This window comes from Curtobacterium sp. MCSS17_011 (assembly GCF_003224275.1).
Classification (GTDB): Bacteria; Actinomycetota; Actinomycetes; order Actinomycetales; family Microbacteriaceae; genus Curtobacterium.
The window spans coordinates 64,737-82,741 of the sequence record NZ_QKLE01000003.1; the positions used below are offsets into that span (position 1 = coordinate 64,737).

Consider the following 18,005-nt stretch of genomic DNA (forward strand, 5'->3'; position numbering starts at 1 on the left):
CGGACAGTGCCTGTCCCCAGTCCGGAGGGCGCAGGAACGACGGGAGCGCGCGGGAGCGGCTCCGCGTCGGCGTACCCTGGTCGTCGTGCTCCGAGTCGTCCCCGCAACCGTCATCGGCGTGGCCGCGCTCATGGCCCTCGCCGGCTGCGGTGCCCACGACTCCACGGGCCGGGTCTCGGTCACGGTGTCGTCGAACGCCGCCGACCACCCCTACGAGGTCAAGGTCTTCGCGTCGACGGGCAAGCTCTCCGAGCACCAGCGGGTGTTCCCGGGCGGCACGGCCGACTTCGCGGGCGTCCCGCTCGGCCAGGTCGCGGTCCGAGCCGGTGACCTGTGTCCGCAGACGACCAAGGTGTCGGACGCCACGGTCGCGACGGTCACCCTGACGACGACGGGCTGCTGACCCCGCCCGGGACCGGGTGCTCGACGCGCGGTTCACCCGCCGAGCAGGATGGCCGGAAGCACAGCGAAGGCGAGGACTACCGTGATCCGCGTGTGCCGCTCCGTGCGATGGTCTCGTGCGGCTGCTCCCCGAACCGCTCGCGGTAGTGCCGCGCGAACCGACCGAGGTGGCCGAACCGCCACCGCCGAGCGACCTCGCTGACCAGGAGCACCCGCACGCCCGGTCGCCCCAGCTCCAGGTGCACCCGGTCGAGGCGCACCTCGCGCAGGTACTGCATGGGCGTGACGCCGAGGCGACGGCGGAACAGGTCCTGCAGGCCGCGCTCGCTCAGGTCGCAGGCAGCAGCGACGTCCGCCACCGTCACGTCGCGGTCGGCGTTGTCGTGCACGAACCCGATGGCGCGCCGCATCCGGTCCGCCACGTCCGAACGCGACCGGGTGAATGTCGACAGCACCACGGTCGCGATCCGACGGTTCAGCGCGGCGCGGTCCGCCGCGGGCAACGACGGGTCGAGGACCCGCCCGGCGACCTCGCGCAGCAGCGCCCGCAACGGCTCGACCGCGGGGTCGGCGGCGCCCGGCTGCCGGAACACCGAGGTCTCCCCCGTGTCGCCGAGCAGCGACGGCGACAGGTGCAGGAGCGTCGTGGCGGTCGCATCCGTCTCGAAGCCGTACGCCACCGGGGCGGAGAGCATCATCGGGTGCTCGGCACCGACCTCCCAGCGCTCGCCGTCGTCGGAGGTCAGGCTGGCGCGGCCGTCGGCGAGCCAGAACACGACGTGGTCCGGGCGGGGTCCGATCGTGCCGGACCGCTTGCCCGGTGTCGCGATCCGGTGGATGGACAGGTCGTCGTCCCCGCCGGTCTCGTAGCCGGGGCCCTGGTCGTCAGCGGTCACGGCGTCGGGACCCGGTCCCACTCGTCGCCGTACCGGGACAGCACCGACCACCGCGAGATCGGCCACGTCGTCACGAAGGCGCGACCCACGACGTCGTCGACGGGCACGGTGCCGTGCACCCGCGAGTCGGCCGAGTCGTACCGGTTGTCGCCCATCACCCAGATCCGTCCCTTCGGCACCGTGATGTCGAAGTCGGCGCCGGCGACCCGGTCGGACCCGGGCTCGAGCACGACGTAGGGCTCGTCCACCGCGTGTCCGTTCACCGACAGGCGACCCCGGGCGTCACAGCACGACACGGTGTCGCCCGGCAGGCCGATCACCCGCTTGATCAGGTCGTCGCCCTGGCCCATCCCGAGCCAGCCGCCCGGGTCCTGGAACACGACGACGTCGCCGCGCTGCAGCGGCACGGCCCCGGGCACGAGCTCGTTGACGAGCACCCGGTCGCCGATGAGCAGGGTGTTCTGCATCGACGCCGAGGGGATGTAGAACGAGCGGACCAGGTACGCCTTCACCAGGAAGGAGGCCAGGAGCGCCACCACCACGATGATGACGAGGTCGCGCAGGAACCGCAGCCCGCCGCCGCGCTTCGGTTCGGTCTCGGCGTCGGGTCCAGCATCGGGTCCGGCGTGCGCGTCGGTGTCACTCAATGCGTCAGCACCACCTTGACGAGACCGATCACGAACGCCACCGCGGCCAGCACGATCCCGCCCCACAGCCCGAGGAACGTCGGCTGCTTGCCGCTGAACCGCTGCATGAACACGCCCACCAGCCCGATGCGCACGACCAGGATCACGGTGGCTGCGATCTGCGCCCACTCGGCCGGCAGCCAGCCGATCCAGGCCGCCGCGTAGAGCACCGCCGGGATGAGCCCGGAGGTCGCGATCGGGTTGGCGTTCCGGACGATCGTCGCGACGGAGTCCCGGCGCGCAGCGCGGTCCTCGGCACCGTCCTCGCCGTCGTCGCCGAGCCCGTGCGCGACCAGGTGCGCGAGCACGTGCGCCAGGTACGTCAGGACGGCGGTCGCCAGCACGGTCGCCACCGCGGCACCGTGGTGGATCTGTTCCGGGTCGACCGCGATGGCGACGGCGAGCACCGTGATGTTCCCGTAGATGTACGACGACATCCGGTCACGCACGTGCTCGAGCGGCAGGTCGCGGGGGTCCGGACGACCGGGCCGTCGTGTTCGTGGCATCCCTCCATCTTGGCCCCTGCCGACGGCCGTCCGCCGACAGGACACCGGGTGCGATGGCCACACAGGTGGCCGCTTCCGGCAGACTGGGTGCCGATCGGCGCGACGGAGCGCCGGACAGGAGGCCCGCATGACGTCCGCACGACCCCTCGCCCTGGTGACCGGGGTCGGCCGCAGAGCCGGCATCGGCGCCGCGCTCGCCACCCGGCTCGCGACCGACGGCTGGGACCTCGCCATCTCGTGGTGGGGCCCCTACGACGACCGCGTGAGCGGCGGGGCGGACCCGGACGGTGTCGAGTCGGTGGTGCAGGAGTGCGAGGCGGCGGGAGCACGTGTGACGCGCCTCCCGGTCGACCTGGAGGACCCGGAGCAGGCGGCCGCACTCGTCGGCCGCGCCGAGACGGAAGCCGGCGCTCCCGTCACCGCGCTCGTCATGTCGCACTGCGAGTCCGTCGACTCCGACCTCCGCACCACCACGGTCGAGTCGTGGGACCGCCACTTCGCGGTGAACGCCCGCGCACCGTTCCTGCTGGTGCAGTCCTACGCGGCCGCGCTCGAGCGGGCCGGCGACGCCGCACCGCGCCACCGCCGCCGGGTCGTCGCCCTGACGAGCGACCACATCGCGTACAACCTGCCGTACGGGGCGTCGAAGGGGGCGCTCGACCGGATCGTGTTCGGCGCCGCGAAGGAGCTCGGAAGCCTCGGCGTCAGCGCCAACGTGGTGAACCCGGGGCCGAACGACACCGGCTGGATGTCCGACGAGGTCAAGGGCTGGGCGGTCGAGGGCACCCCGCTCGGTCGGCTCGGACGCCCCTCGGACACCGCTGCACTCGTCGGGTTCCTCTGCTCGGAGCAGGGGGCCTGGGTGAACGGTCAGCTGCTGACGTCCGACGGTGGGATCTCGAACAGCGCCTGATGCACCGGCTTGGTTGACGCGTCATCGGATTTTGTTGACGCGTCAATCAATCGAGCGCACACTGGGTGCATGCGCACGCACGAACTCCTCGCCGCCGACACCGGGATGGGCGCCGTCACGCTCCGTGTCGCCGACCTCGACGCGATGATCCGGTACTACCGGGACGGGGTCCGGCTGTCGCTGCTCTCGCACGACGGCGGCGTCGCCGTGCTGGGCCGGGGCAGCACGCCGATCGTGGTCCTCGAGCACGCCCCCGCGATGCGGCACGCCGGCCCCCGCGAGGCCGGGCTGTTCCACACGGCGATCCTGTTCGACACCCGGGCAGACCTGGCCGCCGCGCTGTACTCGGTCGCCACGCAGTACCCGGCGGGCTTCACCGGCAGCGCCGACCACCTGGTGAGCAACGCGTTCTACTTCACCGACCCCGAGGGCAACGGCGTCGAGCTGTACTGGGACCGCGACCGCACCGAGTGGTCGTGGACGCACGGCATGGTCGACATGGACACGAAGTACGTCGACCCGAACGCGTTCCTGCGGTCCCACCTGACGCAGGACGCCCTGGACACCGCCGCGGCACGCCCGGGCAAGGTCGGCCACGTGCACCTGTCCGTCGGCGACGTCGCCACCGCACGCTCCTTCTACGTGGACACGCTCGGCTTCGAGACCACCGCCGGCTTCGGCGAGGCACTGTTCGTCAGCGCCGGCGGCTACCACCACCACATGGCGATGAACACCTGGAACTCCCGCGGTGCCGGGCGGCGACAGCTCGCACTCGGCCTGGGGCTCGTGCGGATCGAGGTCCCCGCCGCCGACGACCTCGGCGCCCTGACCGAGCGGATGCGGCACGGCGGCGTGGAGCTCGCCGACGACGGCCGGACCGTGGCGTTCGAGGACCCCTGGGCGAACCGCATCGAGGTGACCGCGCCTGGTCGCGGGTGACGCGGCTGCGGCACTTCGCTCTGCGCGACATCCCACGCGAGCACGGACCCGCGAGGTGTCGCGCAGCGCGAAACCTCGCCACACCGGCCGCTGGACCGGCAGGATGGACCCGTGACTGACGACATCCGGTGGGAGGTGGTCGAGGAGAGCACGCTGTCGCTCCCCGACCACGAAGCGATCGCAGCGCTGCTCGGGCAGGCCTTCCCCGACTGGTCGCACTGGTACGTGGGCGGCCGGAGCTGGTCCGGCATGCAGCCGGAACGCCGCGTGCTCGCGCACGACGCCGACGGGGTCGTCCTGGCCCACGTCGGCATCCGCCGCATGTACATCTCCGTCGGCGGGCAAGACGTCCTGGTCGGCGACACCGGCCTGGTCGCCGTCGCACCCCGCCTGCAGGGCACCGGCGTCGGCCGCGAGCTGATGACCCGGACCGCGGCGGTCCTCGAGGGGCTCCGCGTCCCCTACGGGTTCCTCGGCGCGGGCGAGGACCGCATCCCCTTCTACGCGAAGCTCGGCTGGCACGAGTTCCCCGAGACCGTCGGCACCTTCTCGGCGTTCACCGCCGAGGGTGCCGGCGTCAGCAACACCGAGCAGGGCGGCTGGATGGTGCTGCCGGTGGCAGCGCAGCTCGAGGACTGGCCCGCTGGCCCGATCTGGCTGAACGGCCAGCAGGTCTAGATCCGCTCCAGACCAACGGACAGGAGGCCCGGTACCAGCTGGTACCGGGCCTCCCGTCCGTCAGGTCGTCCAGCGGGGCTTACGCCTCGACCGCGACCTTCTCCGGGTCCTCGTTGGAGCCCGGCGCGCTCGGCGCGACGGCGGCGCGCACGCGCGCGCCCAGGTCGGCGTCGACGTTCGTCCAGTAGGCGAACACGCGCTCGCGCAGGTCGTCGCGCGTCACCTTCGAGACGTGGCCGGCGATGTTGCCGACCAGGCGCTCTCGGGCGGCGTCGTCGAGGACCTCGCGGTAGAGCGCGCCGGCCTGGCCGAAGTCGTCGTCCTCCGGGTGCAGGGTCGCGGCGGAACGCTGCAGTGCACCGTCGGACTCCCAGCCGGGGGCGTCGTCCGTGGCGGTCGGGTCGGCGTGCGCACCTCCGAGCGAGTTCGGCGCGTACACCGGCACCTCGGACTTCTGGAAGTCGAAGCGCATGCTGCCGTCCTTCGAGTACGAGTGGACCTCGTTCTTGGGGGCGTTCACCGGCAGCTGGGCGTGGTTCGTGCCGACGCGGTAGCGGTGGGCGTCCGCGTAGCTGAAGATGCGCGCGAGGAGCATCTTGTCCGGGCTCGCCGCGATGCCGGGCACGAAGTTCGAGGGGGCGAAAGTCGCCTGCTCGATCTGCGCGAAGTAGTTCTCCGGGTTGCGGTTGAGCTCCATCGTGCCGACCTCGATGAGCGGGTAGTCCGCGTGCGGCCACACCTTCGTCAGGTCGAACGGGTTGAAGCGGTAGTTCGCGGCGTCCTCGTAGGGCATGACCTGCACCTTGAGGGTCCAGCGCGGGAAGTCCTGACGCTCGATCGCGGCGTGCAGGTCACGGATGTGGAAGTCCGCGTCCTCGCCGGCGATGCGGTCCGCATCCTGCTGCGTCAGCGTCTTGTGGCCCTGCTCGGTGATGAAGTGGTACTTCACCCAGAAGCGCTCGCCCTCGGCGTTGATCCACTGGTAGGTGTGCGAGCCGAAGCCGTCCATCTCACGCCAGCTGGCCGGCAGACCGCGGTCGCCCATCAGCCACGTGACCTGGTGCGCGGACTCGGGCGACAGGGTCCAGAAGTCCCACTGCATGTCGTGGTCGCGCAGGTGCGAGCCGGGCAGGCGCTTCTGCGAGCGGATGAAGTCGGGGAACTTGATGCCGTCGCGGATGAAGAAGACCGGGGTGTTGTTGCCGACGAGGTCGTAGTTGCCGTCGGTCGTGTAGAACTTCAGCGCGAAGCCGCGGGGGTCGCGCCAGGTGTCGGGCGAACCCTGCTCACCGGCGACGCTCGAGAAGCGGGCGAGCATCTCGGTCGTCTGGCCGGGCTGCAGGAACGCGGCACGGGTGAAGCGCGAGATGTCGTGCGTGACGGTGAAGGTACCGAAGGCGCCGCCGCCCTTGGCGTGCACGACCCGCTCCGGGACGCGCTCGCGGTTGAACTGGGCGAGCTTCTCGACCAGGTAGTGGTCGTGCAGCGCGAGGGGGCCGTCGGCCCCGACGCCCATCGAGTGCTCGTCGCTCGAGACGGGTGCGCCGCTGTTGGTCGTGGTGGTCGGGGTGCCGGTCGGCGTGTTCTGGTCGGACACGGTTCCTCCTGGGGTGGGACGTTGGTTCGGTCAGGGGTGCTCGGGTGGTTGGGGGTCCGGCGCGTCGTGGCACCGGTGCGCAGGGCGGTCGCCGTCAGGCGGGCGTGGGGGCGTCGGGCGCCTGCGCGCTCGCGTCGGGCGCGTCTGGGTCGTCGCGCTCTGCCGCCGCACAGCGCTCGCAGATGCCCCAGTAGGTGACCTCGGCGGTGGTGACCGCGAAGCCGTGGGTCTCCGACGGCGTCAGGCAGGGCGAGTGGCCGACCGCGCAGTCCACGTCCTCGATCGCCCCGCACAGCGTGCAGACGATGTGGTGGTGGTTGTCACCGGTGCGGCGCTCGTAGCGCGCGGGGCTGCCCGCCGGTTCGATGCGGCGGACGAGGCCGACGCCGGTCAAGGCGTTCAGCACGCCGTAGACGGCCTGGTGACTGGTGGTCGGCAGCTCCGCGGCGAGCGCGGTGACGATGTCGTCCGCGGTGGCGTGCGGCATCGAGTCCGTCGCGCGGAGCACCGCGAGTCGCGGGGTCGTGACCCGGAGCCCCGAGGAACGGAGCAGATCGGCGTCGGCGTCCATGCTGAGCCTTTCTTTTGCAGGAATCAAGACAACGCGTTCACTGTACACGAGCTTCTGCTGCCGGCCGGCGAGGGGACGCATGCCGCCACCGGAATACGAAGTGTCACGATCCGGTCGCGATCGGCTGGGACGCCGCTGGACCGACCGATCCGCGCGCTAACGTCCGGACATGTCCACGAGCCAGGGTCTGCCTGAACAGGCGAACAGCACCGCGGACGTCCGGGGGATCATCGCGCAGCGGGACCTGGTCGTCGACCTCATCCGGACGGCCTGTGTCGTCCTCGTCGTCATCGTGCACGTCACGATGGTCGGCGTCGCCGCCGATGACCAGGGGGTGCGGGTCACGAGCCCGCTGCAGGAACTCCCCTGGTACGTCGCCGCCACCTGGGTCGGGCAGGTGATGCCGCTGTTCTTCGTGGTCGGCGGGTTCGCGAGCGCGGTCGGCTGGCGCAGCACCGTGGCCCGTGGTGCACCGGGTCCCGCTCGCGACTACCTGGCCACCCGCCTGGTGCGGCTGTTCCGACCGGCGGTGCCGTTGTTCGTGTTCCTCGCGCTCGGGCTCGGGGTCGCCACGGCCGCGGGCACGCCACCGGAGCTCCTGTCCGAGGTCGCGTTCGGCATCGGCTCGCCCCTGTGGTTCCTAGCCGCCTACGGCATCACCCAGTGCTGCGTGCCCGTGATGATGCGCCTGCAGGAGCGCGCGCCCTGGGCGACCCTCGCCGTGCTGCTCGTGCTCGCCGCCGGCGTCGACGCCGTCCGGCTGGCCACCGGTGTGGCCGAGGTCGGACTCCTCAACCTCGGGCCGGTGTGGCTCTTCGCACAGCAGCTCGGCTTCCTCTGGGCCGACGGCTGGTTCGCCCGCCGGTCGAAGGTGCTCCTGCTGGGCGTCGCCGTCGCCGCCTACGCCGTGCTCGTGCCGATGACCTCGGTCGGGCTCTGGGCACCCGACATGCTGCAGGACCTGAACCCGCCGATGCTCCCCCTGGCGTTCCTCGCGATCGCGCAGGCCTGCCTGGCCCAGCTCGTGCACGCGCCGCTCAGCCGGTTGATGCGCACGCGCGCCGCCCTCGGGGCAGTGTTCGTCCTCGGCCGTGACGGCATGACCATCTACCTGTGGCACCTGCCGCTGTTCATCGCGCTGAACGGCATCGCCCTGCTCGTCGGGGTGCCGTTCCCGGCGCCGGGCTCCGGTCCGTGGTGGGCGTCGCGCGTCGTCGCACTCGTGGTGGTGCTCGCCGTCGCGATCGGGGTGGCCCGGGCCCTGCGCTGGTTCGACCGGCCGCTCCCCCGGCTGCTGCCGTCGGCGGATCGTCCGTCGTGGATGGTCATCGCCGTCGGGGCACTGTGCACGATCGGCCCGGCGTTCCTCGTGATGCAGCTGCACCTGTCGTTCGGCGTCGCACTCGTCGGTGCCGCGGCCGTGCCGGTGGGCGTCTGGCTGCTGTCGCGGACCGTCCCGGCACGCGGGGTCGCTCGGATCTGAACCGGTTCTCACCGTCGCGGGGCCACGACGGACCCCCGGCGGACGGAGGATGGCCTCGGCGGGACGCAGCCGCGTCCGCGTGATCCCCAGGAGGCCCCCGACGCCGTCGACACCCGAGTTCTGGAGCACCTGGCGGTTCGACCCCCTGGCGGCGGTGCTCCTCGTCGTCGCCGCGATCGCCTACGGCAGGTGGGTCGCCGTCGCCGCTCGACGGGGTGCCCGGTGGCCGTGGTGGCGTACGTTCGCCTTCGCCACGGCGCTCGTCCTGTTCGGAGTCCTGCAGTTCGGCATCGTCGGCGTCGACGACGAGCGCCTGCGCTGGGCGTTCGTCCTGCGGGCCGCCCTGCTGTTCTTCGCGGTCCCCACCTTCGCCGCGCTCGGTGCGCCCGTCCCGTTGCTCCGGCTCGGAGGCCCGGCTCGCCTCGCGCACGTCGCCGACGCGGTCATGGGGTCACGTCCGGTGCGCCTGCTCGGCAACGCGATCGTCGCCCCGCTGGTCGCGCTCGCGTTGTTCGCCGTCCTGCTCACCCCGTTCTCGGCGGTGGTCCGGGAGTCCTCTGTCTGGGCAGCCGTCATCACGGTTGCCGTGCCGGCGCTCGGCTTCGGCCTGCTCGCGCCGCTGTCCGAGGTCGGTGTGCTCGTCTCGTCGACGTTCGCCACGGCCGAGTTCCTGCTCGCGTTCGTCGAGCTCGTCGTCGACGCGGTACCCGGCATCGTGCTGCGGATCACGAACCACGTGCTCGACGGGTCGCTCGTGCCGGTGGTCGGGCGGGCCTGGTACCCGTCGCCGCTGCAGGACCAGCACCTGGCGGGCGACCTGCTGTGGTTCATCGCCGAGGTGGCGGACATCCCGGTGCTCGTCGCCCTGTTCATCCGGTGGCAGCGGACCGACCGCCGCGAGGCCCGGGCCGTCGACGCCCTGACCGACGAACAGATGGACGAGCTCACCCGGGCGCACCTGCAGCGCCGCGGCTGAGCGGTCCGCGCGACGGCGCGCGACGCCCCGCTGCGCTTCGCTTCGTGAGCAGCAATGGTCGGGTGCCCGAAGGCGACCCGACCATTCCTGCTCACGAACTGCGCTCGTGCCCTACTTCGACGGAGCCCCCGCGGGCTCGGCGTCGGGCTGCGTGGTGACCGAACCGGTCTGCTGCCAGGCGACGGTCTGCTTCGGCTTCGCCAGGAACAGTGCCGCGACGATCGCCGCGATCAGCACGACCGCCGGCAGGAACAGCGACTCACCCATGGCCTTGGAGAACGGCTCGAGCAGGAAGCCCGGCAGCCCGCCCACCTGCTGCTCAGCGCCACCGGCCGTGGCACCACCGGACGACGCCGGGAAGTTCGCGGTGATACGGGCCTCCATCAGGGCGGCGATGCCGGCGGAACCGAGCACCGCACCGATCTGCCGCGTGGTGTTGTAGACGCCGGAGCCGGCACCGGCGAGCTTCGGCGGCAGGTTGCGCGTCGCCGAGACCGACAGCGGGCCCCACATGCAGGCGTTGGCGAGACCGAGGAGCGCGCTCGGCAGGAGCACCCAGCCCCACTCGGCACCGCTCGACAGCAGGGCGCCGAACCAGAACAGTCCGGCCGAGAAGCAGGCGAGACCGAACGCGGCGACCCAACGCGGGTTCCAGCGGTTGAGGTTCTTGCCGACGATCGGCGCGAGGGCGGCGGACAGCACTGCCTGCGGCACGAGGAGCAGGGCGGCCTGGGTCGGCGAGAAGCGCAGGACGTCCTGCGCCCACAGCATGATCGGCAGCGCGAACGAGGCGATCGCGACACCGACGGCCGTGATGGCGACGTTGGCCAGGGTGAAGTTGCGGTCCTTGAACAGGCCGAGCGGCAGCAGCGGCTCGCCCTTCTGCACGCCCTGCCAGACGACGAAGCCGGCGAGCACCACGAGGCCGACGATGATGAGCGACCACACCGAGATCGGACCGGCGATGACACCCCAGTCGTAGGTCTCGCCTTCCTGGATGCCGAAGACGAGCAGGAACAGACCGGCAGCCGACAGGAAGATGCCGAGGTAGTCGAAGCGGTGTCCGTGCCGCTCGAACGACGGCACGAAGCGCTGTGCGAGCACGAACGCGACGACACCGACGGGGACGTTCACGAAGAAGATCCACTCCCAGCCGAAGCCGTCGACGAGCAGGCCGCCCACGATCGGGCCGACGAGCGACGCGACACCGGCGACGGCGCCCCAGAGGCCCATGGCCGCGCCGCGGTTCTGCGGCGGGAAGATGCGCGTGATGACCGACATGGTCTGCGGGCTCATCATCGCGGCGCCGAGGCCCTGCACGACGCGGGCGACGATCAGCACCTCGATCGAGCCGGCCAGGCCGCACCACAGGCTGGCGAGCGTGAAGACGACGAGGCCGATCTGGTACATGACCTTCGGGCCGAAGCGGTCGCCGAGCCGGCCGGTGATGAGCAGCGGCACGGCGTAGGCGAGCAGGTAGGCGCTCGTCACCCAGATCACGGAGTTGATGTCCGCGTCGAGCTCCTGGGCGATGGTGGGGGTGGCGACCGACACGATGGTCGAGTCGACGAGGATCATGAAGAACCCGACGACGAGTGCCCACAGGGCAGGCCACGGCTTCTTCTCGGTCGTCCGCGGAGGCGTGACGGTGGTCATCGAGTGGTTTCCTTGCTGTTCGTGGTGGTGTCTGCGGACGCGGCGGGGGCGTCCCAGGAGATGTGGCCGGCGGCGATGCGGTCGGCCGTGGCGGCGAGCCACTCGATCTGCGTCGTGAGGATGGCACGCACGTACGACACGTCGAGCCAGTACCGCTCGGGCAGGTCCTTGGCACGGACGACCCCGAGGATCTCGTCCGCCTCGTCACGCTGGGCCCGGAGTGCGACGGCCCGTGCCCGGAGGGCGGACTCGGCCTCGTCGACCGACAGGTTCTCGATCTCGGCGACGGCCAGGTGGAAGACGGGGTACTCCTCGGCCGGTTCGGCGATCAACCGGACGAGCCCGTCGTGCAGGGCCGTCCACCCGTCGTCCGTGATGGCGTAGGTGGTGCGTTCCGGACGGTTGCCCGCCCGGTCGGTCCCCACGACCTCGGCGAGGCCGAGCTCCACCAGGCGGCCGACCTGGTGGTACAGGGTGCCGGGCCGGACCTTGACGTTCCGGCCGTCCCGTCGGTGCGTCATCGTCTGGAACATCTCGTAGGGATGCGTCGGCCCCTCGGCCAGGAGCCCGAGCGCGGCGAACGCGAGTGGCGTGAGCGACGGCACACGTGCCTCCAGTCCGCTTGTTCGGTGTCGACTATTCGAAGTGGAATATACGCGTTGGAACAGGCATGAGCAACCGCACAGCAAAGGCCGGTCTGGAGGCCCGTGGCCGTCCCGGCGTGTCGCGCGCGCCCCGTAGACTGGTCGCGTCCCCCCACCCCTGAAGTGCTGGAGAGAACACGTGCCAACGATCGTCGTCGAGGTCATGCCCAAGGCCGAGATCCTCGACCCCCAGGGGAAGGCCGTGGGCAACGCCCTGGCCCGCCTCGGCAAGGCCGACCTGACCAACGTCCGCATCGGCAAGCGCTTCGAGGTGACCGTCGACGGCCCCGTCGACGACGCCAAGCTCGCCGAGGTCCGTGACATCGCCGCCGACGTCTTCTCCAACGCGGTCATCGAGGACGTCGTGTCCGTGACCGTGGAAGGCCAGTGACCCGGATGCGCATCGGCGTCATCACGTTCCCCGGGTCGCTCGACGACCGCGACGCCCAGCGGGCCGTCCGGCTCGCCGGTGCCGACCCCGTCGCGCTCTGGCACGGCGACCACGACCTGCAGGGCGTCGACGCCATCGTGCTCCCGGGCGGGTTCTCCTACGGGGACTACCTGCGCGCCGGCGCGATCGCCGCCAAGGCCCCGATCATGGCCGAGGTCATCGACGCCGCCGGCAAGGGCATGCCCGTGCTCGGCATCTGCAACGGCTTCCAGATGCTGGCCGAGGCCCGCCTGGTCCCCGGAGCACACACCCGCAACGCGCACCAGCAGTTCATCCGTCGCGACCAGAAGCTCCGCGTCGAGACCACCTCGACCGCCTGGACCTCCGGGTTCAGCGCCCAGCAGGAGATCACCATCCCGCTGAAGAACGCCGACGGCCGCTTCGTCGCGGACGCCGACACCATCAAGCGCATCGAGGACAACGGCCAGGTCGTGTTCCGCTACGTCGGTGTGAACCCGAACGGCTCCATCGACGACATCGCCGGCGTCTCGAACGAGCGCGGCAACGTCGTCGGCCTGATGCCGCACCCCGAGCACGCGACCGAGGCCGGCTTCGGCCCGGACACCCCCGCTGCGATGGCCTCGGGCACCGACGGCCTGACCTTCTTCACCTCCGTGATCGAGCACGCGCTCGTCAAGTGACAGGGAACAACGACACCGTGACGACACCCGTTCGCCCGAAGCCCGACACCGTGCAGGACGCGGCGGCCACCCCCGACAAGGAGCAGCCGTACGACGCGCTGGGCCTGAAGCCGGACGAGTACGCCCGCATCAAGGAGATCCTCGGCCGCCGCCCCACGTCGGGCGAGCTGGCGATGTACTCCGTGATGTGGAGCGAGCACTGCTCCTACAAGTCCTCGAAGAACTACCTGCGTCAGTTCGGCAAGAAGGTCACGCCGGAGATGACGAAGAACCTGATGGTCGGCATGGGTGAGAACGCCGGTGTCGTCGACGTCGGCAACGGCTGGGCGGTGACCTTCAAGGTCGAGTCGCACAACCACCCGTCCTACGTCGAGCCGTACCAGGGCGCGGCCACCGGTGTCGGCGGCATCGTCCGCGACATCATCTCGATGGGAGCCCGTCCCGTCGCCGTCATGGACCAGCTCCGCTTCGGCGCGATCGACCACGAGGACACCGCACGCATCGTGCACGGTGTCGTCGGCGGCATCTCGTTCTACGGCAACTGCCTCGGCCTGCCGAACATCGGCGGCGAGACCTACTTCGACCCGGTGTACCAGGGCAACCCGCTGGTCAACGCCCTCGCGGTCGGTGTCCTGCGGCACGAGGACCTGCACCTGGCGAACGCGTCCGGTGCCGGCAACAAGGTCGTCCTGTTCGGTGCACGCACCGGTGGTGACGGCATCGGCGGCGCGTCGATCCTGGCGTCCGACACCTTCACCGAGGGCGGCCCGACCAAGCGCCCGGCCGTGCAGGTCGGCGACCCCTTCGCCGAGAAGGTCCTGATCGAGTGCTGCCTCGAGCTGTTCCAGAAGGACCTGGTCGAGGGCATCCAGGACCTCGGCGCCGCGGGCATCTCCTGCGCGACCTCCGAGCTCGCCAGCAACGGTGACGGCGGCATGCACATCTCGCTCGACGACGTCCTGCTCCGCGACCCCACGCTCACCGCCGAAGAGATCCTGATGTCGGAGAGCCAGGAGCGCATGATGGCGGTCGTCCGCCCCGACAAGCTCGACGAGTTCCTGAGCGTCGTCGGCAAGTGGGAGGTCGAGACCAGCGTGCTCGGCGAGGTCACCGGCACCGGCCGCCTCGTCATCGACTGGCAGGGCCAGGAGATCGTGAACGTCGACCCGCGCACGGTCGCCGTCGACGGCCCGGTCTACGACCGCCCGGTCGCCTACCCGACCTGGATCGACGCGCTGCAGGCGGACACCGCCGCATCGCTCGACCGTCCGGCCGACGGCCCCGCGCTGAAGGCACAGTTCCTCAGCCTGCTCGGTTCGCCGAACCTGGCGTCGAAGAACTGGGTCACGAACCAGTACGACACCTACGTGCTCGGCAACACCGCACTGTCCTTCCCCGACGACGGCGGCATGATCCGCGTCGACGAGGAGACCGGGCTCGGTGTCGCGATCGCCACCGACGCGAACGGCCGCTACTGCCAGCTCGACCCGAAGCAGGGTGCCCGTCTGGCCCTGGCCGAGGCGTACCGCAACGTCGCCGTCACCGGTGCCGTCCCCGCCGCCGTCACCGACTGCCTGAACTTCGGCTCCCCCGAGAACCCCGAGGTCATGTGGCAGTTCTCCGAGGCGGTCGAGGGACTGGCCGACGGCTGCATGGAGCTCGGCATCCCGGTCACCGGCGGCAACGTGTCGTTCTACAACCAGACCGGCACGACCCCGATCCACCCGACGCCCGTCGTCGGCGTGCTCGGCATCATCGACGACGTCGCCAAGCGCGTGCCGTCGGGGTGGCAGGACGACGGCCACAACATCTACCTGCTCGGCACCACGAGCCTCGAGCTCGACGGTTCCGCGTGGGCCGGCACCGTGCACGGGCACCTCGGCGGTCGTCCGCCGGCGGTCGACCTCGCGCGCGAGAAGGCGCTCGCCGAGCTGCTGTACGCGGCATCCGGTGAGCAGCTGCTCACCAGTGCGCACGACCTGGCGGACGGCGGACTCGGCCAGTCGCTCGCCGAGTCCGTGCTCCGCTTCGGCATCGGCGCCCGCGTGGTCCTCGACGAGCTCGAGACCCGCGACGGCATCGACACCGCGACGGCGCTGTTCTCCGAGTCGACCGGTCGCGTCATCGTGACCGTCCGCCGCGAGGACGACGTGCGGTTCCAGGGCATGTGCGACGGCCGGGGCTTCCCGGTGCTGCGCATCGGCGTGACCGACGCGACGTCGAGCACGCTCGAGGTCCAGGGCGCGTTCGAAGCCACGGTCGACGAGCTGCGCGGCACGCACGCTGCGACGCTGCCGGCCCGCTTCGGCGACGTGATCGTCGAGGACGTCACCGAGGGGTACGTCGGCCGCGGGCCGCTCGACTCCGACGGTGCCTTCTCGCCGCGCACCGACGCCTAGGCCCGGTCTCGATGCCGATCGTCACCCTGCCCTTCGCCGAGCTCGTCGACCGGTTCGGCCCCGTGCCGGACGGTATCGAGCTGGACGTCTGGGACGTCGAGTCGCCGTACGGTCGCCCGGACGACGTCGCGATCACGTTCCTGCCGTTCTACTTCGAGGGGCGGCACCGCTGGCAGTTCGTGCACGACCTGCCCGAGCTCCAGCTGCTGCAGCTGCCGAGCGCCGGGTACGAGCACGCCATCCCGCACGTGCCCGGTCACGCGCAGCTGGCGAACGGTCGCGGCATCCACGACGACGAGACCGCCGAGCTCGCGGTCGGCCTCGCGCTGACGTCGCTCCGTGAGATCTCGGCGTTCCAGGTCGACCGGGCGAACGGCGTCTGGGACTCCCGCGAGACCCGATCGCTCGCCGACCGCCGGGTGACCGTCGTCGGCTACGGGGCGATCGGGTCCGCGATCGCCACCCGGTTCGAGGCGTTCCGCACCGAGGTGACCGTGGTCGCCCGGACCGCTCGCGAACAGGACGGCCGGCACGTGCACGCGTTCGGTGAGCTGCCCGAGCTCGCCCCGACGACCGACGTGCTCGTGCTCATCGCGCCGCTCACCGCCGAGACCGAACGCCTGGTCGACGCGGAGCTGCTCGCAGCGCTGCCGGACGGCGCCCTCGTGGTGAACGTGGCGCGCGGCAAGGTCGTCGACACCGCCGCCCTGGTCGCCGAGCTGCGGTCTGAGCGGCTGTTCGCGGCCCTCGACGTCACCGACCCGGAGCCCCTGCCCGCCGGACACCCGCTGTGGACGACGCCGAACACCGTGCTCACCCCGCACGTCGGCGGCAACACCGACCTGAGCGTGCCGCGGTCCATCGAGCTGATGCGCAAGCAGGTCGCCGCGCTGGCCGAGGGTCGCCCGTTCGAGAACCTGATCGAGTTCTAGCGCGCTGCGGCTCCGAACAGGCCGGCGTCTCGTCCGTTCCGACGTCGCGGCGTTGTCCAGACGCCGTCGTGTCGCTCGCACGCCGCAGTGTCGTCGAGACGCCGCAGAATTCGGGGGCGTCTCGACGACTTCGGGGCGTCACACGAACACGCCGGCGTCACGCAGGCACGAACACCCCGGCGTCACACGAACACGCCGGCGTCAGAGCGGGACGACGCAGGTCGGGGTGCCGACCGGGATCTGCGCGACGGCTTCGCCGGGCATGCCCTCGGCGTCGAGCGGCAGCACGGCGACCGCGTCGGACATCTGGTTCGCCACCAGGACGAACCCGGGCACACGCGCGAAGTGCCGAGGCCAGACCCCACCGCAGCGGACCGAGCCGACGACGGCGAGCCCGCCGTCACGCGCGTCGAGCACCACGAGCAGGTCACGCCCGCGCACCGCGACGTACACGCGGCCGACGTCGTCGACCTCGATGTGGCTGAGCAGCGACTCCCCCACGGCACCGTCGAACGTGGGCACGGCGGCGATGGTCGCGAAGGACCCCGACTCGTCGCGGCGGAGCCGGTGCACGTGGCCGTCGAGTTCGCCGGCGACGAGCAGGTCACCGTCGATCCAGGCCATGTGGCGCGGGCCGGTGCCGGGTGCGACGCGGTGCACGCGGAGTGCCTCGATGTCGGGGACCCCGTCGGCCGACACCGTGATGCGGAACTCGTGCAGGGCGTCACCACCGAGATCGGCGACGAGCACCGTGCCGTCCGGGGTCGCGATCGACTGGTGGGCGTGCGGGCCGTCCTGGCGGTCCTGATCGGGACCGGTGGCGTCGGGCAGCGCCGCGACCGCGACGGCGTCGGCCGGGACGGAGCGCTGGCCGGCCTCTCCGTGCAGGACCACACCGTCGCTCGCGGTCACCGAGGCCGCGTGCGACTCGGCCGAGGCGAGGGAGATCGCGGTCACCGTTCCGGAGACGTAGTTCGTGACGACGAGCGCGCCCGAGGGATCGACCCGGACGTGGCAGGGGGCGTCACCGCCACCGGGGGCGTCCCACAGGTGGTCGAGCGCGCCGCCCTGCAGTCGGAAGGCCGACACGGCGCCGTCGTTCGTCTCCGACACGGCGTAGACGCGGTCACCCGAGACCGCGAGGAACGAGGGGTCGTCGAGCACGGCGACGGTCCGGGCCGCAGCAGTGGCACCGACCGTGCCGGCGTCGACCAGCGAGATGCCCGTGGCGTTCCCGCCGCCGGTCGCCGTGTACGACCCGATGAGCAGCGACGGCAGCTCGGCGCTCATTCGTCGCGGCCCGCGATGCGCTCGTGGTGGTGGATGACCTCGGCGACGATGAAGTTGAGGAACTTCTCGGCGAAGGCAGGGTCGAGGTGGGAGTCGGCGGCGAGCGACCGGAGCCGTGCGACCTGGACCTGTTCGCGGTCCGGGTCTGCGGCCGGCATGCCCGACTCGGCCTTCAGGTGCCCAACGCGCTGCGTGTACTTGAAGCGCTCCGCGAGCATGTGGATGACGGCGGCGTCGATGTTGTCGATGCTCTGCCGGATGCTCCGGAGTTCGGCGACGGCGCTGGTGTCCGCGCTCGTTTCGGCCTCGGGCGGGGTGACCTCGTCGTTCATGGTCCGAGCCTAC

Annotated in this window: 19 protein-coding genes; 10 read left to right on the forward strand and 9 right to left on the reverse strand. The window is 71.4% G+C overall.

Features of this window, described 5'->3' with window-relative positions; genetic code table 11:
• Positions 1-85 precede the first annotated feature (85 nt).
• Positions 86-403 (forward strand): hypothetical protein, encoded by a 318-nt coding sequence (locus tag DEJ17_RS02935; protein WP_110891992.1) that lies wholly within the window; start codon positions 86-88, stop codon positions 401-403.
• A gap of 76 nt (positions 404-479) precedes the next feature.
• Here the strand turns inward: DEJ17_RS02935 and DEJ17_RS17950 are convergent, their stop codons facing one another.
• The 3 genes from DEJ17_RS17950 to DEJ17_RS02950 are packed head-to-tail and all read right to left on the reverse strand — an operon-like array spanning position 480 to position 2,490.
• On the reverse strand, positions 480-1,298 hold the full coding sequence (locus tag DEJ17_RS17950) for a helix-turn-helix transcriptional regulator (protein WP_220033602.1): 819 nt from the start codon (positions 1,296-1,298) through the stop codon (positions 480-482).
• Positions 1,295-1,945 (reverse strand): signal peptidase I, encoded by a 651-nt coding sequence (gene lepB, locus DEJ17_RS02945; protein ID WP_110891993.1) that lies wholly within the window; start codon positions 1,943-1,945, stop codon positions 1,295-1,297. Before lepB ends, DEJ17_RS17950 begins: the two co-directional genes overlap by 4 nt.
• Positions 1,942-2,490 carry a hypothetical protein gene (locus DEJ17_RS02950; RefSeq protein WP_110891994.1) on the reverse strand — a complete coding sequence of 183 codons (549 nt, stop codon included), beginning with the start codon at positions 2,488-2,490 and terminating at the stop codon, positions 1,942-1,944. Before DEJ17_RS02950 ends, lepB begins: the two co-directional genes overlap by 4 nt.
• 127 nt (positions 2,491-2,617) lie before the next feature.
• On the opposite strand from DEJ17_RS02950, the gene DEJ17_RS02955 reads away from it, so the two are divergent.
• The 3 genes from DEJ17_RS02955 to DEJ17_RS02965 all read left to right on the forward strand — a co-directional run bounded on the left by DEJ17_RS02955 (position 2,618) and on the right by DEJ17_RS02965 (position 5,020).
• Complete coding sequence (locus DEJ17_RS02955) at positions 2,618-3,403, forward strand: SDR family oxidoreductase (protein ID WP_110891995.1); 786 nt, start codon at positions 2,618-2,620, stop codon at positions 3,401-3,403.
• 69 nt (positions 3,404-3,472) lie between these two features.
• Positions 3,473-4,342 (forward strand): VOC family protein, encoded by an 870-nt coding sequence (locus DEJ17_RS02960; protein ID WP_110891996.1) that lies wholly within the window; start codon positions 3,473-3,475, stop codon positions 4,340-4,342.
• A 111-nt stretch (positions 4,343-4,453) separates the two neighbouring features.
• Entirely contained in the window at positions 4,454-5,020 is a 567-nt protein-coding gene (locus DEJ17_RS02965) for a GNAT family N-acetyltransferase (protein WP_181421012.1), read from the forward strand.
• Between the two features lie 79 nt (positions 5,021-5,099).
• Here the strand turns inward: DEJ17_RS02965 and DEJ17_RS02970 are convergent, their stop codons facing one another.
• Together DEJ17_RS02970 and DEJ17_RS02975 are read right to left on the reverse strand one after the other, a co-directional pair.
• The gene (locus tag DEJ17_RS02970; RefSeq protein ID WP_110891998.1) at positions 5,100-6,617 is read right to left on the reverse strand and encodes a catalase; all 1,518 of its coding nucleotides are present in this window, start codon (positions 6,615-6,617) and stop codon (positions 5,100-5,102) included.
• 94 nt (positions 6,618-6,711) lie between these two features.
• Entirely contained in the window at positions 6,712-7,188 is a 477-nt protein-coding gene (locus tag DEJ17_RS02975) for a Fur family transcriptional regulator (protein ID WP_110891999.1), read from the reverse strand.
• 169 nt (positions 7,189-7,357) lie between these two features.
• On the opposite strand from DEJ17_RS02975, the gene DEJ17_RS02980 reads away from it, so the two are divergent.
• Both DEJ17_RS02980 and DEJ17_RS02985 read left to right on the forward strand, forming a co-directional pair.
• A complete protein-coding gene (locus DEJ17_RS02980) occupies positions 7,358-8,671 on the forward strand; it encodes an acyltransferase (RefSeq protein WP_110892000.1) in 1,314 nt (437 codons plus the stop codon).
• Positions 8,672-8,750: 79 nt separating this feature from the next.
• On the forward strand, positions 8,751-9,647 hold the full coding sequence (locus tag DEJ17_RS02985) for a cytochrome c oxidase assembly protein (protein WP_258366631.1): 897 nt from the start codon (positions 8,751-8,753) through the stop codon (positions 9,645-9,647).
• Positions 9,648-9,758: 111 nt separating this feature from the next.
• Here DEJ17_RS02985 and DEJ17_RS02990 read toward each other — a convergent pair whose 3' ends face one another.
• Positions 9,759-11,303 (reverse strand): DHA2 family efflux MFS transporter permease subunit, encoded by a 1,545-nt coding sequence (locus DEJ17_RS02990; protein WP_110892002.1) that lies wholly within the window; start codon positions 11,301-11,303, stop codon positions 9,759-9,761.
• Entirely contained in the window at positions 11,300-11,908 is a 609-nt protein-coding gene (locus tag DEJ17_RS02995; RefSeq protein WP_181421013.1) for a PadR family transcriptional regulator, read from the reverse strand. The genes DEJ17_RS02990 and DEJ17_RS02995 overlap by 4 nt, the downstream gene beginning before the upstream one ends.
• Before the next feature lie 178 nt (positions 11,909-12,086).
• On the opposite strand from DEJ17_RS02995, the gene purS reads away from it, so the two are divergent.
• From purS to DEJ17_RS03015, 4 genes are read left to right on the forward strand one after another with little or no spacing between them, the layout of a single operon-like run.
• Positions 12,087-12,338: a phosphoribosylformylglycinamidine synthase subunit PurS gene (gene purS / locus DEJ17_RS03000; RefSeq protein ID WP_017886272.1), complete on the forward strand. Its 252-nt coding sequence runs from the start codon at positions 12,087-12,089 to the stop codon at positions 12,336-12,338.
• 5 nt (positions 12,339-12,343) lie between these two features.
• The gene (gene purQ / locus DEJ17_RS03005) at positions 12,344-13,039 is read left to right on the forward strand and encodes a phosphoribosylformylglycinamidine synthase subunit PurQ (protein WP_110858942.1); all 696 of its coding nucleotides are present in this window, start codon (positions 12,344-12,346) and stop codon (positions 13,037-13,039) included.
• Between the two features lie 17 nt (positions 13,040-13,056).
• Positions 13,057-15,438 (forward strand): phosphoribosylformylglycinamidine synthase subunit PurL, encoded by a 2,382-nt coding sequence (gene purL, locus DEJ17_RS03010; protein WP_258366632.1) that lies wholly within the window; start codon positions 13,057-13,059, stop codon positions 15,436-15,438.
• 11 nt (positions 15,439-15,449) lie between these two features.
• Positions 15,450-16,370, forward strand: a complete 921-nt coding sequence (locus DEJ17_RS03015) for a 2-hydroxyacid dehydrogenase (protein ID WP_110892004.1) — start codon at positions 15,450-15,452, stop codon at positions 16,368-16,370.
• A gap of 201 nt (positions 16,371-16,571) precedes the next feature.
• On the opposite strand, the gene DEJ17_RS03020 is transcribed toward DEJ17_RS03015, so the two are convergent.
• Together DEJ17_RS03020 and DEJ17_RS03025 are read right to left on the reverse strand one after the other, a co-directional pair.
• Positions 16,572-17,660: a beta-propeller fold lactonase family protein gene (locus tag DEJ17_RS03020; protein ID WP_110892005.1), complete on the reverse strand. Its 1,089-nt coding sequence runs from the start codon at positions 17,658-17,660 to the stop codon at positions 16,572-16,574.
• Entirely contained in the window at positions 17,657-17,992 is a 336-nt protein-coding gene (locus DEJ17_RS03025; protein ID WP_110892006.1) for a chorismate mutase, read from the reverse strand. The genes DEJ17_RS03020 and DEJ17_RS03025 overlap by 4 nt, the downstream gene beginning before the upstream one ends.
• Positions 17,993-18,005: the final 13 nt, after the last annotated feature.